The following is a 12,837-nucleotide window of genomic DNA, read 5'->3' on the forward strand; positions in this document are numbered from 1 at the left end:
GCGGGTCCGCGCGGGGGTTGCCCCGGGCGGACCCGCGCGGCGTCAGAGCTCGTCGCGGCCGGCGCCGCGGGAGGGCACCGCCGTGAACATCCGCGGCCGCCGGTAGCCGGCCTTCTCGTACGCCGCCTCGACGGCCTCCTTGACGCGCTCCAGGTCCGCGTCGCGGACCAGCGCGATCGCCGAGCCGCCGAAGCCGCCGCCGGTCATCCGCGAGCCGAGCGCACCGGCCGCCCGGGCCGAGTCGACCGCGAGGTCCAGCTCGGCCGTGGAGATCCGGTAGTCGTCGCGCATGCTGACGTGCGAGGCGTCCAGGTACGGCCCGATGTCGGCCAGCCGTCCGGCGCGCAGCAGTTCGACCGTGTCGAGCACCCGCTGGTTCTCGGTGACGACGTGCCGCACCAGCGGCACCAGGTCCTCCGGCAGCCGGTCGAGAGCGTCCGAAAGGCCTTCGTTGGTGATGTCGCGCAGCGCCTTCACCCCGAGCAGCTCCGCCGCCCGTTCGGTGCCGCGGCGGCGCTCGCCGTACCCGCCCTCGGCGTGCGAGTGCTTCGTGCGGGTGTCCATGATCAGCACCTGCAGCCCGGCCTCGGCGAGGCCGAACGGGACCTGCTCCTGCTCGCCCGACCGGACGTCGAGGAACAGGACGTGGGACTCGGTGCAGCAGAGGGAGGCCGTCTGGTCGAGCAGGCCGGTGGGGGCGCCGACGAAGTCGTTCTCCGACCGCTGCACCCACCGCGCGACCTGGGGCCGCGTCGGGACGTCGGCGCGGCTGCCGTCCAGCTCCAGGCCGGCCAGCCCGAGCAGCGCCAGCGACACCGCGCACTCGAGCGCGTGGGAGGAGGACAGCCCCGCCCCCGACGGCACGTCCCCGGCGATGACCAGGTCGGCCCCGTTCGCGAAGCCCTGGTCGCGCAGCACCCAGGCGACACCCGCCGGGTACGCGGCCCACCCGTCGACGGTGCCCGGCGCCAGGTCGGCGATCTTGAGCTCGCCGGAGCGCTGGAGCTGGCCGTCGTCGCCCAGGGTGGCCACGGACAGCACGCCGTCTTCGCGGGGCGAAGCCGCCGCGGCCAGCCGGTGGGGCAGGGCGAACGGCAGCACGAAGCCGTCGTTGTAGTCGGTGTGCTCGCCGATCAGGTTGACGCGGCCGGGCGCCGACCAGACGCCGGCCGGCGCCTTGCCGTGGATCGTGCGGAACGCCGCCACGGCGTCCGTTGCGGGGCTCATCGGGCCTGCGCCAGGACGGCGTGCAGCGCGGAGCTGGCGACCTGGGCGGTGGTGTCCCCGCCGGTGACCTCGATGGTGCCGCCGGTGGCCTTGCCGACGGTGACCGTGCCGCCGGGCACGATGCCGACGGACTTGAGCTCGGTCATCAGCGACTCGTCCAGCTGGACGTGCTCGGCGATGCGCCGGATCTCGACGCGGCCGCCGCCGGTGCGGGCGAACTCGTCGAGCCGGACGAGGTCGGCCTCCGCGGGCGGCGCGGGGTCGCCGTCGCCCAGCTTGTCCAGGCCGGGGATGGGGTTGCCGTAGGGGGAGGTGGTCGGGTGGTCGAGCAGCTTGACCAGCTTGCGCTCGACGGCCTCGCTCATCACGTGCTCCCACCGGCAGGCCTCGTTGTGCACGTGCTCCCACTCGAGCCCGATCACGTCGACGAGGAGGCGTTCGGCGAGGCGGTGCTTGCGCATCACGGCGATGGCCAGTTCCCGGCCGTGGTCGGTGAGCTGGAGATGCCGGTCGTCGGCGACCACGACCAGCCCGTCGCGCTCCATCCGGGCGACGGTCTGGCTCACGGTCGGGCCGCTCTGCTGCAAGCGCTCGGCGATACGGGCGCGCAGCGGAACGACACCTTCTTCTTCGAGCTCGTAGATGGTACGCAAGTACATCTCGGTGGTGTCGATGAGATCGTTCACGCTGTCCCCTTCGTCCGCGTTGCTCATCGTAGTCGTTGACCCCGGCAGCGGCGGCGGGCCTCGGGGCTACAGCGCCGATGGTTACCAATCCGGCCACAGTCACGGCCGAAGACTTCGTGGCAACGGTTACGTGCCGAGCGGGGGACGGCCTGCTTTTGGCCGGATCGGTAACAACTCGCCGGTGGGGGATATGTCCGCACCCCGGCGCGGCCGGGCGGGCGGCCGCTGGAAGATGGGAGGCATGCGTCCGCTGATCAGCACCACCGACCTCGCCGCCGCGCTGGCCGGCCCGGCCGGGGACCGCCCCGTGGTCCTCGACGTCCGCTGGCGGCTCGCCGGCCCGCCCGGCGCCGAGTCCTACCGGGAGGGGCACGTGCCCGGCGCGGTGTTCACCGACCTCGAAAGCGTGCTCGCCGGCGAGCCGGGCGAGGGCGGCCGGCACCCCCTGCCCGACCCGGCCGATCTGCAGCGCGACCTGCGCACGGCCGGCATCCGGACGGGCACCCCGGTGGTGGCCTACGACGACGCGGACGGCTCGGTGGCGGCGAGGGCCTGGTGGCTCCTGCGCTGGGCGGGCCACGACGAGGTCGCGGTCCTCGACGGCGGTTACGCGGCGTGGGCGGCCGAGGGACACCCGACAAGCACGGAGGAGCCGCGGCCGGAGCCAGGCGACATCACGATCCACCCGGGAGGCATGCCGGTCCTGGACGCGGACGAAGCGGCCGCCCTGGCCCGCGACGGCCTGCTCCTCGACGCCCGCGCAACCCCGCGGTACGCGGGCGAGACGGAGCCGGTGGACCCCCGGGCCGGCCACATCCCGGGAGCGGTGAACGCCCCGTTCTCGGCCCACACCGCCGCCGACGGCCGCTGGCGGCCACCGGCCGAGCTGGCGGAGCGGTTCGCGGGCCTGGGCCTGCGCCCGGGCGAACCGGTCGGCGCCTACTGCGGCTCAGGGGTGACGGCGAGCTCGGTGGTCCTGGCCCTGGAGCTGGCCGGCCACCCGGGCGCGGGCCTGTACGCGGGCTCGTGGTCCCACTGGTCCCGCGACCCCCACCGCCCGGCGGCGACAGGCACCCTGCCCGGCTGAGCCACGGCGCGCCCGACCCGGAGAGGGTGACGGCCCAGGCTGAGCCGCGCTCGCCGACCCGGCTGAGCCGTCCGTGCCCGGCCGACCTCCCCCCGGCGACGCTCGCCGAGCTGAAGCACGCCCGCGCAGCTGGGCCGCACCCGCGCCTTGCACGGCCATCCGCGCTCAGCCGAGTCCGGCGACGCTTAGCTGAGCTATCCGCGCCCGACCGAGTTCAGCGACGCTCGCCGAGCCGGAGCCCGCCCGCCTGGGTCGCACCGGCACCATGCACGGCCATCCGCGCCCGACCGAGTTCGGCGACGCTCGCTGAGCCATCCGCGCCAGCTGGGCTCCGCGACGCTCGCCGAGCCATCCGCGGCCAGCCAAGCCCGGCGACCCGCGCCAAGCCAAAGCACCCCCGCCCACCAAGACCCCACCTCGCCCCCCGACCAGCCCGCACCCAGCCTCTGCCGCACCTTCCAGCCCACCTATCTCCCCGATCGGCACTAGAGTCGGGCGGTATGTCGCCGGCCGTTGTTTGGGACCGTGCCCTGCTGGGTTATGACCTGGGTGGGGATCACCCCTTCAATCCCGTCCGGCTGGAGCTCACCGTCCGGCTGGCCACCGAGCTCGGCGTGCTCCGGGACGTCGAACTGCTCGTCCCCACCGGCGCCGGGGACGAAGAGCTCCTCCGGATCCACGCCCCCGAATACCTCGCCGCCGTGCGGGAGGCTCCGCTCGTCGGGTGGGATGTCGGGCACGGGCTCGGGACCTCCGACAACCCCGTCTTCTCCGACATGCACGACGCCTCCGCCCTCGTCGTCGGCTCCACGCTGCTCGCCGCGCGGAAGGTCGCCGAGGGGGAAGCCCGGCGGGCCGTCAACATCGCCGGGGGCCTGCACCACGCCATGCGGGACCAGGCCGCCGGCTTCTGCGTCTACAACGACTGTGCCGTCGCCATCTCCTGGCTGCTCGACCACGGCTTCGACCGCATCGCCTACATCGACACCGACGTCCACCACGGCGACGGCGTCCAGGCCGCCTTCTACGACGACCCGCGCGTCCTCACCATCTCGATGCACCAGCACCCCTTCACGCTCTGGCCCGGCACCGGCTACTCCGCCGAAACCGGCCGCGGGAAGGCCGACGGCACCTCCGTCAACGTCCCGCTGCCGCCGCGCACGCGGGATCCCGGGTGGCTGCGGGCCTTCAACGCCGTCGTCCCGTCCCTGCTCGCCGACTTCGAACCGCAGCTGCTGTTCACCCAGTGCGGGGTCGACTCCCACGAGGAAGACCCCCTCGCCGACCTCTCGCTCAGCGTCGACGGGCACCGCACCATCTACGCCACCCTCCGCGACCTCGCCGAGACCTACGCCGGCGGGAAGTGGATCGCCGTCGGCGGGGGCGGGTACCAGCTGATCCGGGTCGTGCCGCGGTCGTGGACGCACCTGATCGCCACCGTCCTCGACCGGGACGTCGACCCGGCGACGCCGCTGCCGCCCGAATGGGTCGCCACGGTCGGCAAAGCCGCGCCGCACGCCGAGCTGCCACCGGCGATGACCGACGAGCGCGACACCGGGTTCAAGCCGTGGGGCGACGGCGAGGACGACCCGGTCGACGTCGCCGTCCGGGACACCCGCCGCGCCGTCTTCCCGCTGCACGGCCTCGATCCGGACGACCCCAGGGACTGACCATGGCCGGACGAGATCCCTTCGACTACCCCCGCGACTGGGAGGCCGACGTCGTGCTGTCCGACGGCGGCACCGTCCACCTGCGCCCGGTGGTGCCCACCGACGCCGACGGTCTTGTCGCCTTCCACGCGAAGCTCTCCGAGCGCACCCGCTACTTCCGCTACTTCGGCGCCTACCCGCGCATCCCGGAGAAGGACCTGAAGCGCTTCTCCACGGTCGACCACCACGACCGGGTGGCGTTCGCCGCCTTCCTGGGTGACGACATCGTGGCCGTCGGCCGCTACGAACGGCTCGACCACGGGCCGTCGGCGGAGGTCGCCTTCGTCGTCAGCGACGTGCACCAGGGCCGCGGGCTCGGCTCGATCCTGCTGGAGCACCTGGCCGCGGCCGCGTCGGAATGCGGGCTGCGCCGGTTCGTCGCCGAGGTGCTCGCCGAGAACGCCGCCATGGTGCGGGTCTTCCGCGACGCCGGTTACCAGGTCAGCCGCGAGATCGAGGAAGGCGTGCTGCACCTGGAGTTCGACATCGACCCGACCGAGGAGTCCCTCGCCGTCGCGCGGTCCCGTGAACAGGCGGCCGAGGCCCGCAGCGTGCACAACCTGCTGCACCCGTCCTCGGTCGCGGTGATCGGCGCGTCCGCCGAGCCGGGCAAGGTCGGCCACGTCGCCTTCGTGAACCTGCTGGCCGCCGCGTTCACCGGCACCGTCTACCCGGTCAACCCGGAGCACCGCTCGGTGCGCGGCGTCCGCGCGTACCCGTCGGTGCTGGACATCCCGGACTCGGTCGACCTGGCCGTCGTCGCGGTGCCCGCCGAGGCCGTCGAGTCCGTCTTGGACGCTTGCCTGGCGAAGGGCGTGAAGACGCTGCTGATCCTGTCCAGCGGGTTCGCCGAAGCCGGCCCGCGCGGCCTGCACGCCGAGCTGCGGCTGGTCGGCGAGGCGCGGGCGCACGGCATGCGCGTGGTCGGCCCGAACGCGCTCGGCGTGCTGAACACCGCGCCCGGGATCCGGCTGAACGCCACGCTCGCGCCGCGGCTGCCCGGCCGCGGGCGCACCGGCTTCTTCTGCCAGTCCGGTGCGCTGGGCACCGCCATCCTCGCCGACGCCGAAGCGCGCGGCCTCGGCCTGTCGACGTTCGTCTCGGCCGGCAACCGCGCCGACGTCTCGGGCAACGACCTGCTCCAGTACTGGGAAACCGACCCGGACACCGACCTGGTGCTGCTGTACCTGGAGTCCTTCGGCAACCCGCGCAAGTTCGCGCGGCTGGCGAGGCGGCTCGCCCGGACGAAGCCGATCGTCGCGGTCAAGTCGGGGCGGCACGCGGTCCGGCCGCAGCTGGCGGCGACGTCGACGGAGATCGACGAGGCCAGTGTCCAGGCGCTGTTTGAGCACGCCGGCGTCGTGCGCGTCGAGTCGCTGGCGCAGCTGTTCGACACCGCGCTCGTGTTCGCCCACCAGCCGCTGCCCGCCGGGCCGCGGGTCGGCATCGTCGGCAACTCCAGCGCGATCGGGCTGCTGGCCGCCGACACCGCGCGGATGCAGGGCCTGCGGCTGGCGTCGGACCCGGTGGACGTCGGGCCGCAGGCCGGGCCGGAGGAGTTCGCCAAGGCCGTCCGCGAGGCCCTCACCTCGCCGGAGACCGACGCGCTCGTCGTCGTGTTCGCGCCGCCGGTGGCGATCCCCGGCACCGCGTACGCGCGGGCCCTGCGGGAGACCGTCGTCGAACTGGGCCAGCGCAAGCCGATCGTCTCGACGTTCCTCGCCGCCGAAGGCGTTCCGGACGAACTGGCGGTCCTGTCCGGCGACGGCGTGCCGACGCGGGGGTCGATCCCGTCGTACCCGAGCCCCGAACGCGCGGTGAACGCCCTGGCCCGGGTCATCCGGTACGCGGCGTGGCGGCAACGCCCGCAGGGCAACCTGGTGCGCCCCGCGGGGATCCACACCGAACAGGCGCAGGGCATCGTGCACGAAATCCTGGAGGCCGACAGCGGCAAGACGACCATGCTCTCGGACGCCGAAGTCGTGCGCCTGCTGGAGTGCTACGGCATCGAGGTCGTGCCCTTCCGCATTGTGTCCACTGTGGACGACGCGGTCGCGGCGGCGGCCGAGCTGGGCTACCCGGTGACGCTCAAGGCGGTCGACGAACGGCTGCGCGGGCGGCCCGACCTGGCCGGTGTCCGGCTCGACCTGGCGTCCGAAGACTCGGTGCGCACGGCCTACGAGACGTTGCGCGAGGTCTCCCGCGACGACGAGGTGTACGTCCAGCGGATGGCGCCCAAGGGCCTGTCGTGCGTGATCGGGCTGCAGGACGACCCGTCGTTCGGCACGCTCGTGTCGTTCGGGCTGTCCGGGCTGGTCAGCACGCTGCTCGGCGACCGCGCCTACCGGGCCGTGCCGCTCACCGACGTCGACGCCGCGACGCTGCTGCGCGAACCGCGGACGGCGCCGCTGCTCACCGGTTACCGCGGCGACGAGCCGGCCGACCTCGCCGCGTTGCAGGACATGGTGCTGCGCGTGGCCGCGCTGGCCGAGGACAACCCGGAGGTGCGGTCGCTGGTGCTGGACCCGATCCTGGCCTCGCCGGACGGCGCCTTCGCCGCCAACGCCCGCGTGGTGCTGGGGGCGCCGCCGTCCCGGCCGGACACCGGTCCGCGCCGGCTGCGCGCGATCAACCCCCAGGACTGAGAACCTTGTTCCGGTCAGGAAGGCGCCACGGAACGCAACCCGCCCGCTCCAGGCGAACCTCGCGCCGGCCGGCGGCAGCATAAGGTGCTCAGATGGCCCCGCTGACCGAACTGCTGACCCCCCACGTCGGCGACCTGCCGGGCGCGGTGGCGCTCGTGGCCCGCGGCGAGCAGGTCGAGGCCGCCGCCGTCGGCTCGGCCGACGCCGAGGGCACCGTGCCGATGGCGCGCGACTCGCTGTTCCGCATCGCGTCGCTCACCAAGCCGATCGTGGCCGCGGCGACCCTGCTGCTCGTCGACGACGGTGACCTGTCCCTGGACGACCCGATCTCCCGGTGGCTGCCGGAGCTGGCGTCGCCGGTGGTCGTCCGGACGCCGGCGGGCCCGATCGACGACGTCGTGCCGGCCGCCCGCCCGATCACGGTGGCCGACCTGCTCACCTTCCGCTGCGGGTACGGCCTCGCCGAGGACATGACGCTGCCCGCGGTCGACCTGCTCCTGCAGGTGCTGGGGCACCCGGCCGCGTCGCCGCGGGCGCTGTCGCCGGACGAGTGGCTGGCGGCGCTGGCGCAGGTGCCGCTGCTGCACCAGCCGGGGGAGGCGTGGCTCTACGACACCGGCTCGGACCTGCAAGGCGTGCTGATCGCGCGGGTCGCCGGCCGTCCGCTGCCGGAGTTCCTGGCGGAGCGGCTGTTCGAGCCGCTCGATATGGCCGACACCGGGTTCACCGTGCCGACCGCGGCGCTCGGCCGGTTCACCAGCGCCTACCGCCGCGGCGAGGACGGGTTGCGGCTGATCGACTCGCCGGAGGGCCGGTGGAGCACCCCGCCGCCGTTCCCGTCCGGGGCCGGTGGGCTCGTCTCGACGGCCGACGACCTGCTGGCGTTCGCGAGGTTCCTGCGCGACGAGGGCACGGCGGGCGGTCACCGCCTGCTGACGCCCGAGTCGGTCCACCGGATGACCACCGACCACCTGACGCCGGCCCAGCGGGCCGCGGGCCGTCCGTTCCTGCACGGCCAGGGCTGGGGCTTCGGCGGATCGGTGGACGTCGACGCGAAGGAACCGTGGGAGGTCCCGGGCCGCTACGGCTGGGTCGGCGGCGCGGGCACGTCCCTGCACCTGGTCCCGGCGACGGGCACGGTTTCGGTGTTGCTGACCCAGGTCGAGCTGACCAGCCCCGAGCCCACCTCGCTGATGCGCGAGTTCTGGACCTACGCGGCCGGTTAGCGCGGACCGGCGAGGAGGTCGCCCAGGGCCAGGAGCTGGTGGGTGGCCGGGCCCAGCTGGAACTCCAGGCGCTTCGCCGCCGTGAAGTACCGGTGCACCACGTGGTCCACGTCGATGCCGACGCCGCCGTGGACGTGCACCGCCGTGTGGGCGACCCGGTGGCCCGCTTCCGCCGCCCAGAACTTCGCCGTCGCCACCGCTTCGGCGGCCGGGACGTCCGCGGTCAGCTGCCAGGCCGCCTGCAGCGTCGTCAGGCGGACCGCTTCGACGTCCAGGTAGGCATCCGCCAGGCGCTGGCGGACCGCCTGGAACCCGCCGATCACGTGGTCGAACTGCTTCCGCTCGGCCGCGTACGCCGCCGTCAGCTCCAGGGCCCGCTCGACCACGCCGAGCTGCTGGGCGCACACCCCGACCGTTCCGCGCAGGCGCAGCCACTCGCCGATGCCGCCCAGCGACACTCCCGGCACTTCGGACAGGGAAAGCAGGCCCGCGTCCGCGTGGTCGACCGTCTGCTGCGGCCGCACCGAGACCCCGGACGCCGCCGCGTCGATCAGGAAGACCTCGTCCGCGGCGGCGACCAGGAACCCGTGGGCGAACGCCGCGAACGGCACCGCCGTCTGCGTACCGGACACCCGGCCGTCCGCCGCCGTGAACCCGGACAGCGCCACGGCCAGGACGCGCTCGCCGCGCAGCACCGGCAGCACCCAGCGGTCCACCAGTTCGGGCGAGCCGAATTCCGCCAGTGCCGACGCCGCCATCGTGATCGAGGGCAGGTAGGGGACCGCCGCCACCGCGCGGCCGATCTCGGTCAGCACCGCGCACTGCTCGAGCAGCCCGAACCCGCCGCCGCCCAGCGATGACGGCAGCGCCGCGTCGAGGACGCCCGCCTGGCCGAGCGCCGTCCACGCCACCGTGTCGAAGCCGCCGGTGCCGTGCGGGTCGTGGGTGGCCTTGTCGGCCAGCAGCCGCCGGGTCAGCGCCGCGAGGTCGGCCGACGCTTCGGAAGGGGTGAAGTCCATGGTCGCTCCTAGCGCGTGACGGGCAGGCCGAGGGCGGTGGCGGCGATCATGTCCCGCTGGATCTCGTTGGTGCCGCCGCCGAAGGTGAGGATCAGCGCCGACCGGTGCAGCCGCTCGATCCGCCCGGCCAGCAGCGCGCCCGGCGAGCCTTCGCGGACGACGGCGGCCGCGCCGAGCACCTCCATCAGCAGCCGGTAGGCCTCGATCGCGAACTCCGTGCCGAACACCTTCGTCGCCGACGCCTCGGCCGGGCCGAGCTCACTGGCCGCGGCCGCCCAGGCGATCCGCCAGTTCCGCAGCTTCAGGTACTCCGCGCCCGCGTGCACCCGCGCCAGGTGCAGCCGCACCCATTCGTGGTCGATGGCGCCGGTCTCCTTCGCCCACGCCGTGACGTCGGCCAGGGCCTTGCGGATGGGTGCCGACGACGTCAGCGCGACGCGCTCGTGGTTGAGCTGGTTGGTGATCAGCGGCCAGCCGGCGTTCTCCTCGGCGACGCGCGAAGACACCGGCACGCGCACGCCGTCGTAGTAGGTCGCGCTCGTCCCGGCACCCGCGACCGTGTGCACCTTGGTCCAGGAGAAGCCGGCCGCGGACGTCGGCACGATGAGGATCGACAGCCCGCGGTGCTTCTTCGCGTCCGGGTCGGTCCGGACCGCGAGCCAGACGTAGTCGGCGTACTCGATCAGGCTCGTCCACATCTTCTGGCCGGTGACGACGTACTCGTCGCCGTCGCGCTCGGCGCGCGTGCGCAGCGACGCCAGGTCGGTGCCGGCCTCCGGCTCGGAGTAGCCGATCGAGAAGTGCAGCTCGCCCGCGGCGACCTTCGGCAGGTAGAACGCCTTCTGTTCTTCGGTGCCGTAGCGCATGATCGTCGGGCCCACGGTGTTGACCGTGAGGAACGGGACCGGCACCCCGGCGACGGCCGCTTCGTCGGTGAAGACGAGCTGGTCGAGCATCGACCGGGCCTGCCCGCCGTACTCCTTCGGCCAGCCCAGCGCGAGCCAGCCGTCCTTGCCGAGCTGCCGCACGATCTCCTTGTACGCCAGGCCATCGCCGTACTCGCCGCCGCCCGAGCGGAGGCCGCCGCGCCGTTCGGGCGTCATCAGCTCGGCGAAGTACTCCCGAAGCTCGGCCGCCAGCGCGCGTTGCTCCGGCGTGTAGTCGATCCGCACCCGTCACCTCCACCCGGTCCGGCTCGTTGTGGTGCCGTACCGGCTCCCGGCGTTACAGTAGAACCTGTTCTAGTTGTACCAGGGCTCGAGCGGCGGAGGAAGCATGGAGATCGGCGTCGACCGGCAGCTGTGCGAGGCGAACGCGGTGTGCGTGGGGCTCGCCCCGGGCGTCTTCGACCTCGACGACGAGGAAGAACTGGTGATCCAGCCGGGCCCGGTACCGGCCGAACAGGTAGAACGCGTTTCGAGTGCGGTCAAGGGCTGTCCGAAGAATGCGCTGTTCATCGCCAGTTAGCACCGTTCACTCAGGGGCTTGCCCTGAACGAGAACAGATTCTACTGTAGGCGCGACATCCAGGACTCGACGAGGAGGTCCGCGGTGAGCTTGACCGGCAGGACGGCGATCGTCACGGGCGCCGCCGCGGGGCTGGGCCGGGCCGAGGCGCTCGCCTTGGCCGGACGGGGCGCCACGGTCGTCGTCAACGACATCGGCGAGCCGAAGGACGTCGTCGCCGAGATCGAAGCGGCCGGCGGCAAGGCCGTCGCGGTCGCGGGCGACGTCGGCGAGCGGGCCACGGCCGACGCGCTCACCGAGGCCGCACTCGACCTCGGCGGGCTCGACATCGTGGTGAACAACGCGGGCGTGCTGCGCGACAAGATGCTGTTCTCGATGTCCGACGACGACTGGGACACCGTGCTGCGCGTGCACCTGCGGGGCCACTTCCTGTTGTCGCGCAACGCCGCGAAGCACTGGCGCGACCAGGCCAAGGACACCGGCGCGCCGGTGTACGGGCGGCTGGTCAACACCGCGTCCGAGGCGTTCCTCATCGGCTCGCCCGGCCAGCCCAACTACGCCGCGGCGAAGGCGGGCATCACGGCGCTCACCATGTCGGCCGCCCGGAGCCTGGCCAAGTACGGCGTCCGCGCCAACGCGATCTGCCCTCGCGCGCGGACGGCGATGACCGAGGGCGTGTTCGGTGCTCCTCCCGCCGAGGGTGCCGATCCGCTCTCGGTCGAGCACGTCGCTCCCTTCGTGGCCTACCTCGCTTCGCCCGCGGCCGAGCACGTCAACGGCCAGGTGTTCGTCGTGCACGGCGGCACCGTCGCGCTGGTCGAGCCCCCGAGGATCGAGCAGCGCTGGAAGCTCGACGAGCTCGAAACGTCCCTCACCACTTTCTTCGCCGACCGCGACCCCGGCCGGATGTTCGCCGCCACCGAGATCCTGGGAGAGTCATGAGGCTGGACGGGAAGATCGCCCTGATCACCGGCGCCGCGCGCGGGCAGGGCGAGGCCGCCGCGCGCGCGTTCGTCGCCGAGGGCGCCAAGGTGGTGATCGCCGACATCCTCGACGACGAGGGCAAGCAGCTCGCCGCCGACCTCGGCGAGCAGGCCGTCTACCAGCACCTCGACGTCGGCGACGAGGACGGCTGGACCGCCGCGGTCGAGCGCGCGACCACCGAGTTCGGCGCGCCGAACGTGCTGGTCAACAACGCCGGCATCCTCCATTTCTCCGAGCTGGCGCAGACGACGCTGGCCGATTACGAACGCGTGATCCGGGTGAACCAGATCGGGGCGTTTCTCGGGATGCGTTCGGTCGTTGAACCGATGACCGCCGCCGGCGGTGGCTCCATCGTCAACGTGTCCTCTGTGGAGGGTCTGGCCGGGATGCCCTACCTCGTCGCCTACACCGCGAGCAAGTTCGCGATCCGCGGGATGACCAAGGTCGCGGCGATGGAGCTCGGCAAGAAGCACATCCGCGTCAACTCGGTGCACCCCGGCGCGATCGACACCAAGATGGTCGAGACCGCGGCGGGCGGCCAGAAAGTCGACATGTCGTACGTCGGGAAGAAGGTCGCCCTGAAGCGGGTCGGGCAGCCGGAGGACATCGCCAAGCTGGTGTTGTTCCTGGCCAGCGACGAGAGCGCGTACTGCACGGGTGCGGAATTCGTCGCGGACGGCGGAGCCACGGCGACGCACGCCCTCAACTTCTGAAGGAGAACTGCCGAAGCTTGAGTAAACACCGCTAACCAAAAGCGGGAACCGGGTGTGGAGAAGACTCGGAGGTCA

At 73.1% G+C, this 12,837-nt stretch carries 11 protein-coding genes; 7 read left to right on the forward strand and 4 right to left on the reverse strand.

The features are described 5' to 3' along the window. Window positions 1–42: 42 nt before the first annotated feature. On the reverse strand, window positions 43–1,227 hold the full coding sequence (gene galK / locus AB0F52_RS45535; protein ID WP_360184826.1) for a galactokinase: 1,185 nt from the start codon (window positions 1,225–1,227) through the stop codon (window positions 43–45). Continuing rightward, complete coding sequence (locus tag AB0F52_RS45540) at window positions 1,224–1,940, reverse strand: metal-dependent transcriptional regulator (protein ID WP_013224289.1); 717 nt, start codon at window positions 1,938–1,940, stop codon at window positions 1,224–1,226. The genes galK and AB0F52_RS45540 overlap by 4 nt, the downstream gene beginning before the upstream one ends. A gap of 214 nt (window positions 1,941–2,154) precedes the next feature. On the opposite strand from AB0F52_RS45540, the gene AB0F52_RS45545 reads away from it, so the two are divergent. From AB0F52_RS45545 to AB0F52_RS45560, 4 genes are all read left to right on the forward strand, one after another. Next, a complete protein-coding gene (locus tag AB0F52_RS45545; RefSeq protein ID WP_360184829.1) occupies window positions 2,155–3,000 on the forward strand; it encodes a sulfurtransferase in 846 nt (281 codons plus the stop codon). A 500-nt stretch (window positions 3,001–3,500) separates the two neighbouring features. Continuing rightward, a complete protein-coding gene (locus AB0F52_RS45550; RefSeq protein ID WP_360184832.1) occupies window positions 3,501–4,670 on the forward strand; it encodes an acetoin utilization protein AcuC in 1,170 nt (389 codons plus the stop codon). Window positions 4,671–4,672: 2 nt separating this feature from the next. Beyond that, the gene (locus tag AB0F52_RS45555; protein ID WP_360184834.1) at window positions 4,673–7,354 is read left to right on the forward strand and encodes a GNAT family N-acetyltransferase; all 2,682 of its coding nucleotides are present in this window, start codon (window positions 4,673–4,675) and stop codon (window positions 7,352–7,354) included. Between the two features lie 92 nt (window positions 7,355–7,446). Beyond that, window positions 7,447–8,580 carry a serine hydrolase domain-containing protein gene (locus AB0F52_RS45560; protein ID WP_360184837.1) on the forward strand — a complete coding sequence of 378 codons (1,134 nt, stop codon included), beginning with the start codon at window positions 7,447–7,449 and terminating at the stop codon, window positions 8,578–8,580. On the opposite strand, the gene AB0F52_RS45565 is transcribed toward AB0F52_RS45560, so the two are convergent. Together AB0F52_RS45565 and AB0F52_RS45570 are read right to left on the reverse strand one after the other, a co-directional pair. Continuing rightward, window positions 8,577–9,599, reverse strand: a complete 1,023-nt coding sequence (locus AB0F52_RS45565; protein WP_360184839.1) for an acyl-CoA dehydrogenase family protein — start codon at window positions 9,597–9,599, stop codon at window positions 8,577–8,579. The genes AB0F52_RS45560 and AB0F52_RS45565 overlap by 4 nt on opposite strands. Before the next feature lie 8 nt (window positions 9,600–9,607). Next, complete coding sequence (locus AB0F52_RS45570) at window positions 9,608–10,771, reverse strand: acyl-CoA dehydrogenase family protein (protein WP_360184842.1); 1,164 nt, start codon at window positions 10,769–10,771, stop codon at window positions 9,608–9,610. 103 nt (window positions 10,772–10,874) lie between these two features. Between AB0F52_RS45570 and AB0F52_RS45575 the strand changes: the two genes are divergently transcribed. The 3 genes from AB0F52_RS45575 to AB0F52_RS45585 all read left to right on the forward strand — a co-directional run bounded on the left by AB0F52_RS45575 (window position 10,875) and on the right by AB0F52_RS45585 (window position 12,762). Further along, window positions 10,875–11,066 (forward strand): ferredoxin, encoded by a 192-nt coding sequence (locus AB0F52_RS45575; protein WP_360184845.1) that lies wholly within the window; start codon window positions 10,875–10,877, stop codon window positions 11,064–11,066. Window positions 11,067–11,149: 83 nt separating this feature from the next. Further along, window positions 11,150–12,007 (forward strand): 3-oxoacyl-ACP reductase, encoded by an 858-nt coding sequence (locus AB0F52_RS45580; RefSeq protein ID WP_360184847.1) that lies wholly within the window; start codon window positions 11,150–11,152, stop codon window positions 12,005–12,007. Then, entirely contained in the window at window positions 12,004–12,762 is a 759-nt protein-coding gene (locus AB0F52_RS45585; protein ID WP_360184850.1) for a glucose 1-dehydrogenase, read from the forward strand. Before AB0F52_RS45580 ends, AB0F52_RS45585 begins: the two co-directional genes overlap by 4 nt. Window positions 12,763–12,837: the final 75 nt, after the last annotated feature.

The sequence above is a fragment of the Amycolatopsis sp. NPDC024027 genome (assembly GCF_040638975.1).
Classification (GTDB): domain Bacteria; phylum Actinomycetota; class Actinomycetes; order Mycobacteriales; family Pseudonocardiaceae; genus Amycolatopsis.

Coding starts and splice junctions, on each gene's coding strand:
- AB0F52_RS45560 (WP_360184837.1), top strand. CDS start 7,447: ATGGCCCCGCTGACCGAACTGCTGACCCCCCACGTCGGCGACCTGCCG.
- galK (WP_360184826.1), bottom strand. CDS start 1,227: ATGAGCCCCGCAACGGACGCCGTGGCGGCGTTCCGCACGATCCACGGC.
- AB0F52_RS45550 (WP_360184832.1), top strand. CDS start 3,501: ATGTCGCCGGCCGTTGTTTGGGACCGTGCCCTGCTGGGTTATGACCTG.
- AB0F52_RS45540 (WP_013224289.1), bottom strand. CDS start 1,940: ATGAGCAACGCGGACGAAGGGGACAGCGTGAACGATCTCATCGACACC.
- AB0F52_RS45545 (WP_360184829.1), top strand. CDS start 2,155: ATGCGTCCGCTGATCAGCACCACCGACCTCGCCGCCGCGCTGGCCGGC.
- AB0F52_RS45585 (WP_360184850.1), top strand. CDS start 12,004: ATGAGGCTGGACGGGAAGATCGCCCTGATCACCGGCGCCGCGCGCGGG.
- AB0F52_RS45565 (WP_360184839.1), bottom strand. CDS start 9,599: ATGGACTTCACCCCTTCCGAAGCGTCGGCCGACCTCGCGGCGCTGACC.
- AB0F52_RS45555 (WP_360184834.1), top strand. CDS start 4,673: ATGGCCGGACGAGATCCCTTCGACTACCCCCGCGACTGGGAGGCCGAC.
- AB0F52_RS45575 (WP_360184845.1), top strand. CDS start 10,875: ATGGAGATCGGCGTCGACCGGCAGCTGTGCGAGGCGAACGCGGTGTGC.